The organism is Tessaracoccus pujii, from assembly GCF_054483895.1.
In genome coordinates, this window is the sequence record NZ_CM137012.1 from 493,483 (window position 1) to 507,925 (window position 14,443).

The window sequence follows — 14,443 nt, forward strand, 5'->3', positions numbered from 1 at the left end:
AGCTTCATGGCCGTCTTGTGCCCCGGATCGTTCGATCCCATCACGGTGGGCCACCTGGACATCATCCGGCGCGCGCACGCGATGTTCGGCGAGGTGGTGGTGGCCATCGGCAACAATTCCACGAAGAGCTATCTCTTCAGCTTCGACGAGCGGGTCGCCCTGGTCCGCGGGGCCACAGCGGACCTGGACCACATCACGGTGGAACCCATGGAGGGCCTGCTGGTGGACTTCTGCCGCAGCCGCGGCATCCCGGCGGTTGTCAAGGGCCTCCGGTTCGGGGCGGACTTCGATTTCGAACTGCAGATGGCGCACATGAACCACGCCATGGGCCCGGTGGAGACCATTCTTCTGCCCGCTGCCCGCAGCCATGTGACCCTCTCGTCGACCATCATCCGCCAGGTGGTCCTGCTGGGCGGTGATGTGTCGGCCTATGTGCCGGGCAACGTGGTGACGGCCATCGAGGAGCGACGGCGCGCCGAACGCACCTGAGCGCCTCGCCCATTTGGGAAATCGTCGGGGCCTCGGTAATGTTGGCGGTCGGTCATGACGAGGTCATGGGACGGTCAGACGAAGGGAATCCGACGTGTCACCCGTGCATCCCCACCCGGATCGCCGCTCGCCGCTCGTTTTCGAGATGCACGAGCTGTCGCGACGGGCCGGGACGATGAGACAGGTGTCCACGACGGTACCAGCGCCTGCGGACCTTGGCACCGAAGTGATCGGGGTACCACAGGACACCGATATAGAGCTGGATCTCCGGTTCGAAGCGGTCACCGAAGGCATCCTGGTGACGGGTACGGCAACCGTGGAACTCCACGGCCAGTGCTCCCGTTGCCTGGAGAACATCAAGGAGCAGACCTCCTTCGATGTGCAGGAGCTCTACTTCTATCCCGGCAACGAGATGGACGAGGACGAGAGTCTCATCATTGATGACACGATCGATCTCGAAGTGGCCCTGCGTGACGCCGTGGTACTCGAGTTGCCGTTCACGCCCCTGTGCGAGGAAGATTGCCTGGGCCTCTGCCCCGAATGCGGAGTCCCTCTCAACGACAATCCCGAGCACGGCCACGGTGAGCAGATTGATCCCAGATGGGAGAAGCTGACCGGGCTTGGCGGGGACACACCCAGCTGAGCAGATTTTCGAGAAGTTCCTGACAGAGGAGAAGACCGTGGCCGTTCCGAAGCGGAAGATGTCGCGCAGCAACACCCGTTCGCGCCGTGCGCAGTGGAAGACGACCGTCGTCCCCACCGTCGTGTGCGCGAACCCGGCATGCCGCGAGCCGCACCTGCAGCACACCGCATGCGCTGCCTGCGGCCAGTACGGACCCCGCGGCCAGCGCCGCCAGGTCCTCGAGGCCTGAGTTACACCCGTTCCCGCTGAGCGCGGGGCGTCCCCCGCACCGGCGGGACGGTGTCCTGAGGAGACCGCTCGCGCGGGGGTCACGTCAGGATGAGCAGGCTGCAGGACCAGCTGAAGGAGCTGGGCGTCGAAGTGGACGCCCAGCTTTTCGAGTTGTCCTTCACCCATCGCAGCTACGCCTATGAACATGGCGGCATCGAGTCCAACGAGCGGCTGGAATTCCTCGGCGACGCGGTGCTGCAGATCGTCGTCACGGAGCACATCTTCCGGACCTACCCTGAGCTCCCGGAGGGGCAACTGGCCAAACTGCGGTCCCGCGTCGTCAGCGCGGTAGCGCTGGCAGACGTGGCCCGCACGCTGGATCTGGGAGACCACCTCCTTCTCGGGAAGGGCGAGGTCTCGACCAGGGGCCGGGAGAAGACCTCCATCCTCGCGGACACGATGGAGGCGGTCATCGGCGCCGTGTTCATCTCCGCCGGTCCCGATGCAGCTGAGAGGTTCGTCCACCGGAACCTCGACCAGCGCATCGAGGATGCCGAGCGGAGCCGGGATTACGCGGACCACAAGACCTCCCTGCAGGAGATCTGCTCGCATCGCGGTTGGCCGTTGCCCCGCTACGAGATCACTGGCGAGGGTCCGGACCACCAGCGGACCTTCAGTGCCGTGGTCGTGGTGGACGAGCGGCCCCTGGGCCGAGGCGTGGCCCCAAGCAAGAAGCTTGCCGAGCAGATCGCCGCACGCGAGGCGTGCGAGGTGCTCACTGGTGCCTGAACTGCCCGAAGTGGAGGTCGTCAGGCTCGGCCTCAGCACGCACGCGGCGGGCCGTCGAATCGAGCAGGTCACCGTGCTGCATCCACGGCCCGTGCGCAGCCATCCCGCCGGCCCTGAGGCCCTCGTCGCGGACCTCACGGGCCGCCGGATCGACGCAGTGCGCCGTCGGGGCAAGTACCTGTGGTGGGTGCTCGGCGACGACGCGCTGGTGGTACATCTGGGCATGAGCGGTCAGTTCAGGGTAGACGTGCCCGGTGCGCAGCTGGCCCCGCACACCAGGCTGCTGTTCCGTCTCGACGACGGCAGCGAGCTGAGGTTCATCGATCAACGGATGTTCGGTGGTCTCGACTGGCGGCCAGGTGCGGCCGCGTGCCCGGTGCCGCATGTCGCGCTCGATCCGTTCGACCCGGACTTCGACGAGAAAGCCGTGGCGGCCCGCCTCCGCACCAGGCGGACGGGCATCAAACGGGCCCTCCTGGACCAACGGCTGATCTCGGGCATCGGCAACATCTACGCAGATGAGTCGCTGTGGCGTGTCAGGCTGCACTTCGAGCACCCCACGGACCAGCTCTCCGGCGCGAAGGCACTGGGCGTCCTGAGGGCGGCCCGCACGGTCATGGTCGAGGCTCTGGCCGAGGGCGGCACCTCCTTCGACGCGCTGTATGTCAACGTCAACGGCCGGTCCGGCTACTTCTCCCGCTCTCTGGCCGCCTACGGACGCGAGGACCAGCCGTGTCCACGCTGCGCCACGCCCATCGCGCGGCGCCCGTTCATGAACCGCAGCAGCTACTTTTGTCCGAGGTGCCAGCCGGCACGGAAGGAGCGCGGGTGATCAGGTCAATAGTCGAGCGCTATCGCAATTCCATCGGGCAGTTTCTGCGGTTCGGCACCGTCGGCGGACTCGGGGTGGTGGTCAACATGGCGGCCATCTGGGTTCAGCGCCACGGGCTGCCTCTCATCTGGCCGGGCGCGGCGCACGGCGGCGGGGCGTGGTGGGCCATTCCCGGCACCGAGTTCAACATCCGGTGGTATCACGTCATGAGCATGGTGGCGTTCATGGTGGCGAACCTGGTCAACTTCCAGCTCAACCGACGATGGACGTTCGTGTCCCACCGCCACTCCGGCTGGTGGCGGGAGTACTGGCCGTTCCTCACCGTCGGGCTGGTCGCGCAGGGCATCGGCATGGTCCTCCTGACGCTGTTGATGTGGGAACAGTCGCCGCTGGCGCTGCCCAGCGACGTGTTCGACAACTCCAGCGGGTTGCGCACCAAGCTCTACTGGGCGCAGCTGATCATGATCATCTTCACCATTCCGGTGAGCTTCCTGCTCAACAAGTTCTGGACCTTCCGCTCCATCCGGACCGCCAGGCCACCGGTCCAGGCAGCCTAGACCTGGCATGTACCTCAAGCAGCTCACCCTTCGCGGCTTCAAGTCCTTCGCCTCGGCCACCACGCTGGTGTTCGAGCCGGGAATCACGTGCGTCGTCGGTCCCAACGGGTCGGGCAAGTCCAACGTCGTCGACGCGTTGAGCTGGGTCATGGGCGAACAGGGCGCCAAGACCCTGCGCGGGGGAAAGATGGAGGACGTCATCTTCGCCGGCACCACCAAGCGGGCACCGCTGGGGCGCGCGGAGGTGGAACTGACCATCGACAACTCCGATGGGGCGCTCCCCATCGAGTACGCCGAGGTGACCATCACCCGCACGATGTTTCGCAGCGGCGGCTCGGAGTACGCCATCAACGGCACGGCCGCCCGGCTGCTCGACGTGCAGGAACTGCTGAGCGATTCAGGGATCGGGCGTGAGATGCACGTCATCGTGGGGCAGGGGCAGCTCGACGCCATCCTGCAGGCCACGCCCGAGTCCAGGCGCGGCTTCATCGAGGAGGCCGCCGGGGTCCTCAAGCACCGCAAGCGCAAGGAGAAGGCGCTGCGGAAGTTGGAGGCCACCAAAGCGAACCTCGAGCGCCTCAGTGACCTCGTGGCCGAGCTGCAGCGTCAGCTCAAGCCGTTGGGCCGTCAGGCGCAGGCGGCTCGGAAGGCCGCCGTCGTCCAGGCAGAACTGCGCGACGCCAAGGCCCGGCTGCTGGCGGACGACCTCTCCGCCGCACAGGCGCAGTTGGCGGCGGAGCTGGCCGACGAGGCGGCGGCCGCCGAGGCACGTGCCAGAGCCGAAGAGGCGGTTGCCGCCGCGCTCGAGGCGGAGGAAACGGCCGAGCGGCGGCTCCGGGAGGCCGCGGCGGAGTTCGACGCCGCGCAGGAGCAGTGGTACGCGCTCGCCGGCCTACGGGAGCGGATCACCACGACGGTGTCGATCGCGGCCGAACGCATGCGCGCAGGCGAGAATCAGCCGGCCCTCGACGTCGGTCGACGAGACCCCGAGGCGCTGGAGGCGGAGGCAGCCGAATTCCGTGCACGGGAGGAGGCGCTGATGGCCGACGTGGAGAATGCCCGAGGGCTGCTCGTCGACGCCTCGCTGAGACGCACGGGCGCGGAGCAGCAGCACGCCGCCGCAGAGCAGGCCTACAGCGCCGCGCTGCGCGCCATCGCGGACCGCCGCGAGGGCCTGGCCAAGCTGAACGGACGCGTCAACGCGATCACGTCCCGGCTGGACGCGTCCCAGGAAGAGGTGCAGCGGCTCATCGCCCGGCGTGACGAGGCCCTCGCCCGCGCTGAGGAGGCGTCGCGGAAGTATCACCACGCGGAGGCCTCGCTCGCCGGCCTCGGCGCGTCCGAATCAGATCTGGACCAGGGGTTTGAGCGCGCGGCCGAGGCGGTCCAGGAGCTCGAAATGCAGGCTGAGGCGCTCCGGAAGGAGGACGCCGAGATCGGGCGACGTCGCGCGGCGCTGGACGCACGCGTCGAGGCGCTTCGGCTCATGACACAACGACGGGACGGATCCGCAGACCTTCTCGAGGCCGGCCACGACGACGTGATCGGCCGGTTGAGCGATCTCCTCGACGTCGATCCGGGGTGGGAGGCCGCGGTCGCCGCGGCGCTGCGCGGTATGGCGGAGGCCATCGTCGTTCAAGGGCTCGACGGCGCGGTGGCGGCGTCGAGGTTCCTCTCGGACCAGGAACTGGGACGCGCGCCTCTCATCGTGGCTGGGGCGCCGCGCCACGGCGGACACCCCACGGTGGGTATTGCGTTGCAGGGCCTCGTGCGGGCCCCCGACCACTTGGCGGGAGCCCTCGACCGGCTTCTCGGGTCAGCCGTCGCCGTCGAGACCCACGAGGAGGCTGCCGCGGTGGTGTCCGAGCACGCCCATGTGGTCGCGGTCACCCGCTCAGGGGACCTGTTCTCGTCCTGGCTCGTCGAGGGTGGCTCCACCGCTGCGCCCTCGCTGCTCGAGGTGCAGGCCCAACTGGCGGAGACGGAGCGGGCGCTGACGGAATGCGGCCACGAGGCGGACCGGATCCGCTTCGCCGTGGAGCAGCTCCAGGCCAGGCTGGAGGATGCCAGGCGGCACGAGAGCGCCGCACTGGCTGAGCTGCACACCTCCGACGCGCACCTGGCTGCGGTGGCGGAACAACTCAACTCCCACAGGCAGGGGCAATCCACGGCGCTCAGGGAGGCTGAGCGGCTCGCGGAGGCGATCACGGCGGCCCAGGCCGCGCGCTCACGGGACGAGCAGCAGCGGCAGGAGCTCACAGCCCGGCTGGAGGCGGCCTCAGCCGAAGGGGATGTGGCCGAGCCGGATCCGGCCGAGCGCGACGACAAGGCCGCCGCGGCGAGGCAGGCCAGGCAGGCGGAGATGGACGCCAGATTGGCGATGCGGACGGCCGAGGAGCAGGTCAAAGCCATCGCCGGCAGGTCGGAAGCACTGGCCCGCGCAGCCCAGCACGAGCGGCAGTCTCTGGCGAAGGCCAAGGCACGCGCGGATCACGTGCGGCGCGAGGCGGAGGTGGCACGCGTGGTCCACGAGGCGGCCCTGGCGTTGACCGTGGAGGTTGAGCGCGCCAGGCGCCGCGCCGCGACCTCACGGGACTCCGCGGAGGCCTCGCGTCGCCAGGCCGAGTCGGGCACCACCCAGGCCCGACACGCAGCCAAGGCCGCGGCCGCCCGTCTGGACGAGGTGGTCCGGGGCGCACACCGCGACGAGATGGTGCGCATCGAGCACCGGATGCGCGTCGAACACCTCGTGGACAGGGCGCTCGCCGAACTGGGGCTTGAGCCGGGGCAATTGGTGGGGGAGTACGGACCGGACAACCCGGTGCCCGTGCTGACCCGCCCGGACGGCACAGCGCTCACTGATGACGACGACCAGCCGGAGCCACTGTCCTATGACAGGGCGCAACAGACAGCACGGTTGCGCGCGGCAGAGCGCAACCTGGCGGTGCTGGGCCGGGTCAATCCGTTGGCGCTGGAGGAGTTCGATGCCATGACGGCCCGCCACCAGTTCCTGGCGGAGCAGCTGGATGATCTCAGACAGACCCGGATCGACCTGCTCGACATCGTGGGGGAGGTGGACCGCCGCGTGCAGGAGGTCTTCGAGTCGGCCTACCGCGACGTCGAGAAGAGCTTCGAAGACGTCTTCGGCCGGCTCTTCCCCGGGGGGGAGGGCCGCCTGGTCCTCACGGATCCGGGGGACTGGTTGACCACTGGCGTTGACGTCGAGGCCAGGCCGGCCGGTAAGCACGTCAAGCGGCTCTCCCTGCTATCGGGCGGAGAGCGCTCGCTCGTAGCGGTCGCGTTCCTGGTGGCGCTGTTCATCGCGCGCCCCAGCCCCTTCTACATCCTCGACGAGGTGGAGGCGGCGCTCGACGACGCCAACCTCGGCCGGCTCCTGGCAATCTACGAGGAGCTGCGGGCTTCCTCTCAGCTCCTGATCATCACGCACCAGAAGCGCACCATGGAGATCGCGGACTCGCTGTACGGCGTCACCATGCGAGGCGATGGGATATCGACCGTCGTGTCGCAGAGGCTGCACGAGCGATGACGCGCACACTGGGATGGTCGCCCGTGGGCGGCGCGCCGACCGATTAACCGGCCCCGCCGGGCGTTCGGCATGATGGAGGTCACTTCCCCAGTCCTCCCGAAAGGAGTCTCCAGTGAGTTTTGCCGTGTTCGCAGTCCTGCTGATCCTCGTTCTCGCCGTCGCGCTCCTCATCGTCGTCGCCGTGTCCGCCGGACGCTTCGAGGTCAAGGACGCCAGGTTCGGCCGCGCGATCGACGAGGCCAACCGCCATCTCAACGGCAACGGTGCGGTGCCGAAGTTCCTCGAGAGGCTCGACAACCGCGCCGGCTGAACCCCTGGCTAGGATGAGCCCGTGGATTGGTTCTTCTGGGTCATCATTGCGATCATCGGTCTGTCGATGCTCATCGGCGGCATCGTCGTCGCGCTGGATCGTCGGCGGCAACTGGAGCATGAGCATCGCCCAGAGCTGACGTCCGAGCATGAGCCGGACGTCGTCGGCGTCCCAGGCCTTCGGACCGGGCCGGATGCCGCACAGGAGGCGATGCCCGCCCCCCGCGTCCCCGGGGAGGCCCCCGCAACGCAGTACTCCGCGCCGTCGGCCACAGCGCTCGATCATCCAGAGGCAGCGGCGTCGCGGTGGGCGCGCCTGCGCCGTCGACTGTCGAGCAGCAACAATGCGCTCGCGCGCGCCCTGGCTGACCTGCTCTCCGTGGACCGGATCGACGCCGACACCTGGGACGACTTCGAGGCCACCCTCATCACCTCGGACCTTGGCGTGGGCCCAGCGACCGAACTGACCGAGGCGCTCCGCCGTCGCCTCGCGCTGGACGGCGTGGCGGACCCGACGCACGCCAAGCAGGTCCTGCACGACGAGCTACTCAACCTCGTCGATCCGTCCTTGGACCGTTCCCTCAACCTCACGCCGACTGTCGATGGAGATCCGGCCGTGGTGCTGGTGGTCGGCGTCAACGGCACCGGAAAGACCACCACCGTCGGCAAACTGGCCCGCGTGCTGGTGTCCGAGGGGCGCTCCGTGGTACTCGGTGCGGCGGACACGTTCCGAGCCGCGGCCGCCGAGCAGCTCTCCACGTGGGGTGAGCGTGTCGGCGTGACCACCGTCCGGGGCGAGGAGGGTGCGGACCCGGCCTCCGTCGCATTCGATGCGGTGGCGACCGGAGCAGACAGCGGGGCCGATGTGGTGATCGTGGACACCGCTGGGCGCCTCCACACCAAGACCGGACTGATGGACGAACTCGGCAAGGTCAAGCGCGTCATCGAGAAACGGGCGGCCGTCACCGAAGTCCTTCTCGTGCTCGACGCGACCACCGGGCAGAACGGCATGACGCAGGCGCGGATCTTCTCCGAGGTCGTGGACGTCACCGGCATCGTGCTGACCAAGCTCGACGGGTCCGCGAAGGGCGGAATCGTGGTGCAGGTGCAGCGCGAGCTGGGTGTGCCCGTCAAGCTGGTCGGGCTCGGCGAGGGAGTTGACGACCTTGCTCCCTTCGACGCCGACAGCTTCGTCACGGGGATCCTCGGCGACTGACCGCGACCTAACTTTCGACCAGTTTCTCGCGCGGGTGAGCAGAACCTAACGAACGTTCATGGCGGCGGGCGCCGCCCCCGGCAAGGATCGGGACATGATCGAAGCGGTGAATCTGACGAAGACCTGCGGACGTCGGGCCCTGGTCCAGGACGTCAGCTTCCGCGTCGAACCCGGGTCCGTCACAGCGCTGGTGGGCCCTGTAGGTTCCGGCAAGTCCACCGTCGTGCGCATGTTCCTTGGCCAGGAGCGTCCCTCGACAGGCTCCGCGCTGATCAACGGCCGCCCTTACAGCTCGCTCGAGCGGCCACTCAACACCGTCGGATCACTGCCGGGTGGACGATGGGCCTTCTCCGGTCGCTCGGCCAGGCAGCATCTCCGGGCGGTGGCAGCGGCCAGCGCGGCCAACGCAGACCGCGTGGACCGGGTTCTGGAGATGGTGGGGCTCGGCTCGGCCGCAGACCATCGCGTGCGGTTGTTTCCGGCTGGCCCCCGCCGACGGTTGGCCATGGCGGCCGCCGTCCTGGGAGACCCGGACCACTACGTCTTCGACGACCCCTTCCGCGGCCTGGGCCCTGAGGACGCGCGATGGATGCGTCAGGTCCTCCGCCGCCTGGCGGCGCACGGCAAGACGGTTCTGGTGGCCGGCGAGTCGCTCACGGAGATGGCAGAGGCCGCAGACAACCTCCTGGTCCTGGGCTCCGGGCGGCTGATCGCGGACACCTCGGTGGAGGACTTCATCGTCGAGCGTGGCAAGCCCTCCGTCCGTCTCAGGGCTGAGCGACAGGCGGAACTCTACGACGTGCTGGTGGGCATGGGGGCCTCCGTCACACCCCGGATCTCGGATCGGGGTGTGACGCTCATGGTGCGAGGGCTGACCCTGCAGCAGGTGGCGGACACCGCTGTGAGCTTCGGCATCATGGAGCTCGCAGAGGAGGACACGGCGATGGAGCGGGCCCTCCTGGAAGTGACCGGGATGAGCGTTCCCAGGGTCGCCACGCTTGTCCGCGGGGGGCTGCGCTAGAAGCGGCCGAGGCAACGCCTCGCAGCGGTCCTCAACGTCCGGTGATCGGGTCCATCACCGAGGGATCCACCACGCCGAGCTGAATCGCTCTCACGAGGATCTGAGTGCGCGACTTGAGCCCCATCTTCTCCCCGATGTGGGAGAGGTACTGCTTGACCGTGCCCTCTGAGACGAACATCTTCGCGCCGATCTGCTGGTTGGTCAGACCCTCGGCCAGCCACCGGAGGAGTTCCTTCTCCCGGGGGGCGAGCCCCGGATCCGGCAACGCAGTGCGGCTCACGTCGGGTGTATCCCTCATGGTGGACACGAGTTCCTTGCGTACGGCGGCGGACAGGGGCATCTCGCCCGCGACGGCCTGCTCGATGCCCGCCAGAATCGCTGGGCCTCCCGCGTCCTTGAGCAGATACCCGGAGGCGCCGGCGCGCAGCGCCGCGACGATGTACTCGCGGGTGCCGAAGGTGGTGAGTGCGACGATGCAGGCCTTGGGCCACTCCCTGCAGATGTCGCGGGTGGCGTCCACCCCCGACTTCACCGGCATCTGCAGATCCATCAAGACCACGTCCGGCCTGAGCCTGCGGTAGGCGTCGACGGCCTCCCTGCCGTCGCGCGACTCGCCGACCACCTGGTGACCCGCCTGCCGGGCGAAGAAGATACGATAGGCCTCACGGACCATGGGGTCGTCGTCAACCACCAGGATGCGGCGAGTAGTGCTCATTGCATCACCCTACCTGCGTCCGGTTTGGACACTCCGGCAGCGTCTTCTCGGAGAAATTGTTTGGCCATTAGTCAATACCGACCGAAGTGGGGGGTGAGGTTGGATTGGCGTGCACACGTCTGCAGAAAAGGACACCCCATGAAGCTCCGCACCTTGGTCGCCGGCCTGGTCCTCGCCATCGCCATCACTCCCGCCGCAGCAGCCGCCCCCAAGGGCGATAGCGCCCCGCAGCGTCTCGGCGGCGGCACCGAGGCCGTCAGCACGGAGTTCTACTGCTCGCTCATCCCGTGGTTCCCCCTCTGCCACCCACGCTGACCTGAAGGTGTGGTAATCCTCTGGTCTGGACGCAAGCCGTCTGGGCCAGAGGTTCTGTGTTTCATGGCTAGCGGATCGGAACCCGACCAAGAGTGAACAGTCCTGTGGGCGAGTCAGGAAGCCTCATCAAGGCTTCCCGTTACGTGCTGGCCGCGGCCGTCACCTTCGGGGCGCTCGGCAATCTGCTGGATTGGCAGCGAGCGGGCTGGCACAGCCCCATATCCCTATCGGCGCAGATCGCTGAGGCGCTAGCGTGCGTCATCCTCCTGTGGCGGCCCAGGGCCGGCCTCGCGTTGGCCTTGGTCCCGATGGGGCTGACGCTCGGCTTCGGAGCGATGGAAGCCGATCTCCTCATTCCGATCCTGGTTCCCGCTGCCTTCATCGCGGTCGCCCGGCGTGCGGAGAGCGTGGCCGTAGTCATGATCGTCCTGGCCTACGCCGCACTGCGCAGCGCCCAGGCGGATTCCTGGAGCCTCATCGTGGCGTATGTCGCACTCATTCTTCTTGGGACGCTCGGTGGGCTCGGGCTGCGCGTCTTGATGGTGGCCCGGCAGCGCGGGCAGGGGCGCGTGCAGGTCATGGAGGACGATGCATCAAGAATCCGCACGGAGGAGCGGGCCCGGCTCGCCTCGGAGTTGCGGTCACTCGTGACGGTGCGCCTGGCGGACAGCAGCGCCGTTCTGGCCTCCGCCAGGCGCGAGACTGCGCCAGAGGCGATGCGGGCCGCTGTCGCGAAGGTCAACGAGTCGTGCCTCGGCGCGCTCGTGGAGGTTCGGGCCCTTGTGGGCATGCTCCGCGAGGATCCGACCGCGGACGGGATTGACGAGTCCCTCACCGGCCCCGCCGCGACCGCGACCGTGACGGCGCTGAGGCAGCGCCTTGAGGACTCTGGCGTGCGGGCATCCATCACCCTCCCGGGAGAGGTGGACGCGATGTCGCGCGTGACACAGACCACGGTCACCAAGGTGATGGAGGAGATCGTCGATTCGGTGCTCCTGGACGACGCGGCCGGCGCCGAAGTGGGCGTCAGGGTGGATCGCCGGCGTGGCTGGGTGAGCCTGGATGCCGACTATCCAGCGGCATCCGTGGCGCACACCCCGCACGACCATCGCATGGACCGGCTCCGGCAGCGTGCCGAGGCGCTGGGCGGCGGCCTCAGCATGGTCCGCGCCGGCGCCACGCGTCACGTCCGGCTGGATCTTCCTCCCGCGTTCGACCCGACCCTAGATCGGGGTCAGTCGAAGCGGACCGGGTGGCGGCGCTGGCTCACGTGGGGGACGCTGCGTGGCGCGCTCACCATGGCGATGACGCTGGGGGCACTGAGCGTGGGTTCGGAGATGCCCCTGGAACTTGGGGAGGGACGCGTCCCATGGGAAGTGGTCTGGGAGACATCGGGCTTCGTGGCGGCGGGGCTTCTCCTGTGGTGGCCGATGGTGGGAACGCCGGCAGCCACCGCCGCAGTGATCGGCATGCTCCACACCGCACACTCGGACGATCTGGCTCTCGCGGCCGTCCTGGTGGTGGCCTCGTGGCAGGCCGCGCGCGTCAACCAACGCTGGGTGGCCGTGGCCCTCGGCTCGACGTCCTCGCTGGCAGTCCTCGTGGCCATCGCCGCCGACATGGGTGCAGCCCACGAACGGGCACTGGTCGCGACAGTGGTGTTGACGGCGTTGCCTGCGCTGATCGCGGCCCGCCACTTCATCGTCACGCGCCGGAGGCACCTCGAGGAGATGGACGGCCTGCGCCGCACGGCCGAGGGCATCCGTACCGAGGAACGGAACCTCCTGGCCCGCGAGTTGCACGACGTGGTGGCTCACCACCTCTCCGTGGCCGCGCTCCAGTCGATGGCCTACGGCGACAGCGACGATGTGGGGGAGTTGCGGACGGCTCTTGACCGGATGGAGCGCTCGACCAAGGGTGCCGAGGAGGAGATGGATCTCCTCAGCCGCATCATGGCCGGCGCCGGGGACGACGACAGTGGTGGGGCACTCGTCCGGCCCTCCACCGTGGTCGGGGTTCTCGCCGAGACGCTCCGCGACAATGGCTTCCGCGTGTCCGTCACCGTCGACCCGTCGTCCGACCAGCTCCCCGCGCCCACACTGCGGACGCTCACCCGCGTCATGCAGGAAGGGGTCACCAACATCCTGCGCTACGGACGGCGCGACGGGACCTGTGCCCTCTCCCTGGAGGTGTTGGGGCCGAGGGTCACGCTGCGGATCGCCAACGCGATGCCGGTCCGCCGCCGCTCCTCGGTGCTGTCACTCGGCTACGGGCTGGCGGGCATCCGGGAGCGGGTCGACCTCCTGGGGGGACAGTTCTCCGCCACCGCTGAGGGCGACACCTGGGTGCTGAGCGTGGTCCTGCCCACCGGAGCCGACTAGGCGGGTACCGCGACAGCCGCGACCAGCGCATCGGCGGTGGCCTTGGCGTCCCCGAACAGCATGGCGGTGTTCTCGTGGAAGAACAGCGGGTTCTCGACGCCGGAATAGCCGGCGCTCATCGACCGCTTGAACACCACCACCTGACGCGCCTCCCAGACATGCAGCACGGGCATGCCGGAGATGGGTAGGCCGGGCTCCATCGCGGCGGGGTTGACGGTGTCGTTGGCGCCGATGACCAGCACCACGTCAGTGCGCGGGAAGTCGTCGTTGATCTCGTCCATCTCCAGGACGATGTCGTAAGGGACCTTCGCCTCGGCCAGCAGCACGTTCATGTGTCCGGGGAGGCGACCGGCCACGGGGTGGATGGCGAAGCGGACCGTCTTGCCCTGCGCGATGAGGCGCCGGGTGAGCTCGGCTACGGGGTGCTGCGCCTGCGCCACGGCCATGCCGTAGCCGGGGGCGATGATGACCGAGTCCGCATCCCTCAGCCAGCCGGCCACCTCCTCGGCGTCGGCGCTGATGGCCCGGCGCGGGTTGCCGTCGGCGTCGAGGAGCGCCACCTGGGTTCCCGTCGAGTCCGCGGTGCCGAAACCCCCGAGCAGGACGTTGGTGATTGAGCGGTTCATACCGCGGGCCATGACGATGGACAGGATGATGCCGGACATCCCGACGATGGTGCCGGCCACGACGAGCAGTTCGGAGCCGATGGCGAACCCGGAGAGGGCACCGGCCCAGCCGGAGAACGAGTTGAGGAAGCTGACCACCACAGGCATGTCCGCGCCTCCGATGGCCATGACCATGAGAATGCCGAAGACGTATCCGAGCGCCAGGGTGAGGAGGAGGGCCCAGAGGTTCGGAGTGACCAGGTGCCAGGCCAGGGAGCCGATCACGCCGGCCGCGAGCGCGGCCATGACGACGGGGCGCGCCGGAACCATGACCGGTTTCGAGGTGATCCTTCCACCGAGCTTCCCCCAGGCGATGACGGAGCCGGAGAAGGTGAGCGCGCCCACGAAGACCGCGAGCCACACGACGACGCCGTGGACGATCTGATCTGCCAACGCCGGGTATCGCTCGACGCCGAGCGCGGAGTTGATGCCGACCAGCGCCGAGGCCTGGCCGCCGAAGGCGTTGAACAGCGCGACGAGGCCGGGGAGCCCGGTCATGGCCACCCGTGCCGAATAGGGCAGGCCGATGGCGAAGGCGATCAGCACCGCGACGACGAGCAGGATGAAGCCGGTGGTGTTCCAGGCCGAGGTGAACGTGTGGACGATCGTGGCGGCGACGGCGAGCGTCATGCCGACGATGCCGTAGGCGTTCCCGCTGCGGGCGGTGTCCTGCCGGCCCAGGCCGACGATACCGAGCACGAAGAGGAGGGCGGCCGCGATGTAGGCCCCATAGACGATGGTGGTGAGCATGACC

The 14,443-nt window shown here is 68.5% G+C and carries 14 protein-coding genes; 12 read left to right on the forward strand and 2 right to left on the reverse strand.

Annotated features, from left to right (window positions below; genetic code table 11):
- Positions 1-6 precede the first annotated feature (6 nt).
- From coaD to ACX1D0_RS02345, 10 genes are all read left to right on the forward strand, one after another.
- Positions 7-489, forward strand: coding sequence for a pantetheine-phosphate adenylyltransferase (gene coaD, locus ACX1D0_RS02300; protein WP_459019295.1), 483 nt, complete (start codon positions 7-9; stop codon positions 487-489).
- Between the two features lie 94 nt (positions 490-583).
- Positions 584-1,132 (forward strand): YceD family protein, encoded by a 549-nt coding sequence (locus tag ACX1D0_RS02305; protein WP_459019296.1) that lies wholly within the window; start codon positions 584-586, stop codon positions 1,130-1,132.
- Positions 1,133-1,169: 37 nt separating this feature from the next.
- Complete coding sequence (rpmF, locus tag ACX1D0_RS02310) at positions 1,170-1,361, forward strand: 50S ribosomal protein L32 (RefSeq protein WP_459019297.1); 192 nt, start codon at positions 1,170-1,172, stop codon at positions 1,359-1,361.
- A gap of 89 nt (positions 1,362-1,450) precedes the next feature.
- Positions 1,451-2,131, forward strand: a complete 681-nt coding sequence (gene rnc, locus ACX1D0_RS02315) for a ribonuclease III (protein ID WP_459019298.1) — start codon at positions 1,451-1,453, stop codon at positions 2,129-2,131.
- Complete coding sequence (mutM, locus tag ACX1D0_RS02320) at positions 2,124-2,963, forward strand: bifunctional DNA-formamidopyrimidine glycosylase/DNA-(apurinic or apyrimidinic site) lyase (protein WP_459019299.1); 840 nt, start codon at positions 2,124-2,126, stop codon at positions 2,961-2,963. The genes rnc and mutM overlap by 8 nt, the downstream gene beginning before the upstream one ends.
- On the forward strand, positions 2,960-3,520 hold the full coding sequence (locus ACX1D0_RS02325) for a GtrA family protein (RefSeq protein WP_459019300.1): 561 nt from the start codon (positions 2,960-2,962) through the stop codon (positions 3,518-3,520). Before mutM ends, ACX1D0_RS02325 begins: the two co-directional genes overlap by 4 nt.
- A 7-nt stretch (positions 3,521-3,527) precedes the next feature.
- On the forward strand, positions 3,528-7,067 hold the full coding sequence (gene smc / locus ACX1D0_RS02330) for a chromosome segregation protein SMC (protein ID WP_459019301.1): 3,540 nt from the start codon (positions 3,528-3,530) through the stop codon (positions 7,065-7,067).
- Between the two features lie 112 nt (positions 7,068-7,179).
- Entirely contained in the window at positions 7,180-7,377 is a 198-nt protein-coding gene (locus ACX1D0_RS02335) for a hypothetical protein (RefSeq protein WP_459019302.1), read from the forward strand.
- Between the two features lie 66 nt (positions 7,378-7,443).
- Positions 7,444-8,592, forward strand: a complete 1,149-nt coding sequence (ftsY, locus tag ACX1D0_RS02340; RefSeq protein ID WP_459020366.1) for a signal recognition particle-docking protein FtsY — start codon at positions 7,444-7,446, stop codon at positions 8,590-8,592.
- Between the two features lie 94 nt (positions 8,593-8,686).
- Positions 8,687-9,613 (forward strand): ATP-binding cassette domain-containing protein, encoded by a 927-nt coding sequence (locus ACX1D0_RS02345; protein ID WP_459019303.1) that lies wholly within the window; start codon positions 8,687-8,689, stop codon positions 9,611-9,613.
- Between the two features lie 31 nt (positions 9,614-9,644).
- Here the strand turns inward: ACX1D0_RS02345 and ACX1D0_RS02350 are convergent, their stop codons facing one another.
- Positions 9,645-10,328: a response regulator gene (locus ACX1D0_RS02350; protein WP_459019304.1), complete on the reverse strand. Its 684-nt coding sequence runs from the start codon at positions 10,326-10,328 to the stop codon at positions 9,645-9,647.
- A gap of 138 nt (positions 10,329-10,466) precedes the next feature.
- Between ACX1D0_RS02350 and ACX1D0_RS02355 the strand changes: the two genes are divergently transcribed.
- Together ACX1D0_RS02355 and ACX1D0_RS02360 are read left to right on the forward strand one after the other, a co-directional pair.
- A complete protein-coding gene (locus tag ACX1D0_RS02355; RefSeq protein ID WP_459019305.1) occupies positions 10,467-10,643 on the forward strand; it encodes a hypothetical protein in 177 nt (58 codons plus the stop codon).
- Positions 10,644-10,747: 104 nt separating this feature from the next.
- The gene (locus ACX1D0_RS02360) at positions 10,748-13,024 is read left to right on the forward strand and encodes a sensor histidine kinase (protein ID WP_459019306.1); all 2,277 of its coding nucleotides are present in this window, start codon (positions 10,748-10,750) and stop codon (positions 13,022-13,024) included.
- On the opposite strand, the gene ACX1D0_RS02365 is transcribed toward ACX1D0_RS02360, so the two are convergent.
- Positions 13,021-14,439 (reverse strand): NAD(P)(+) transhydrogenase (Re/Si-specific) subunit beta, encoded by a 1,419-nt coding sequence (locus ACX1D0_RS02365; protein WP_459019307.1) that lies wholly within the window; start codon positions 14,437-14,439, stop codon positions 13,021-13,023. The two genes, ACX1D0_RS02360 and ACX1D0_RS02365, sit on opposite strands and share 4 nt — an antisense overlap.
- Positions 14,440-14,443 lie beyond the last annotated feature (4 nt).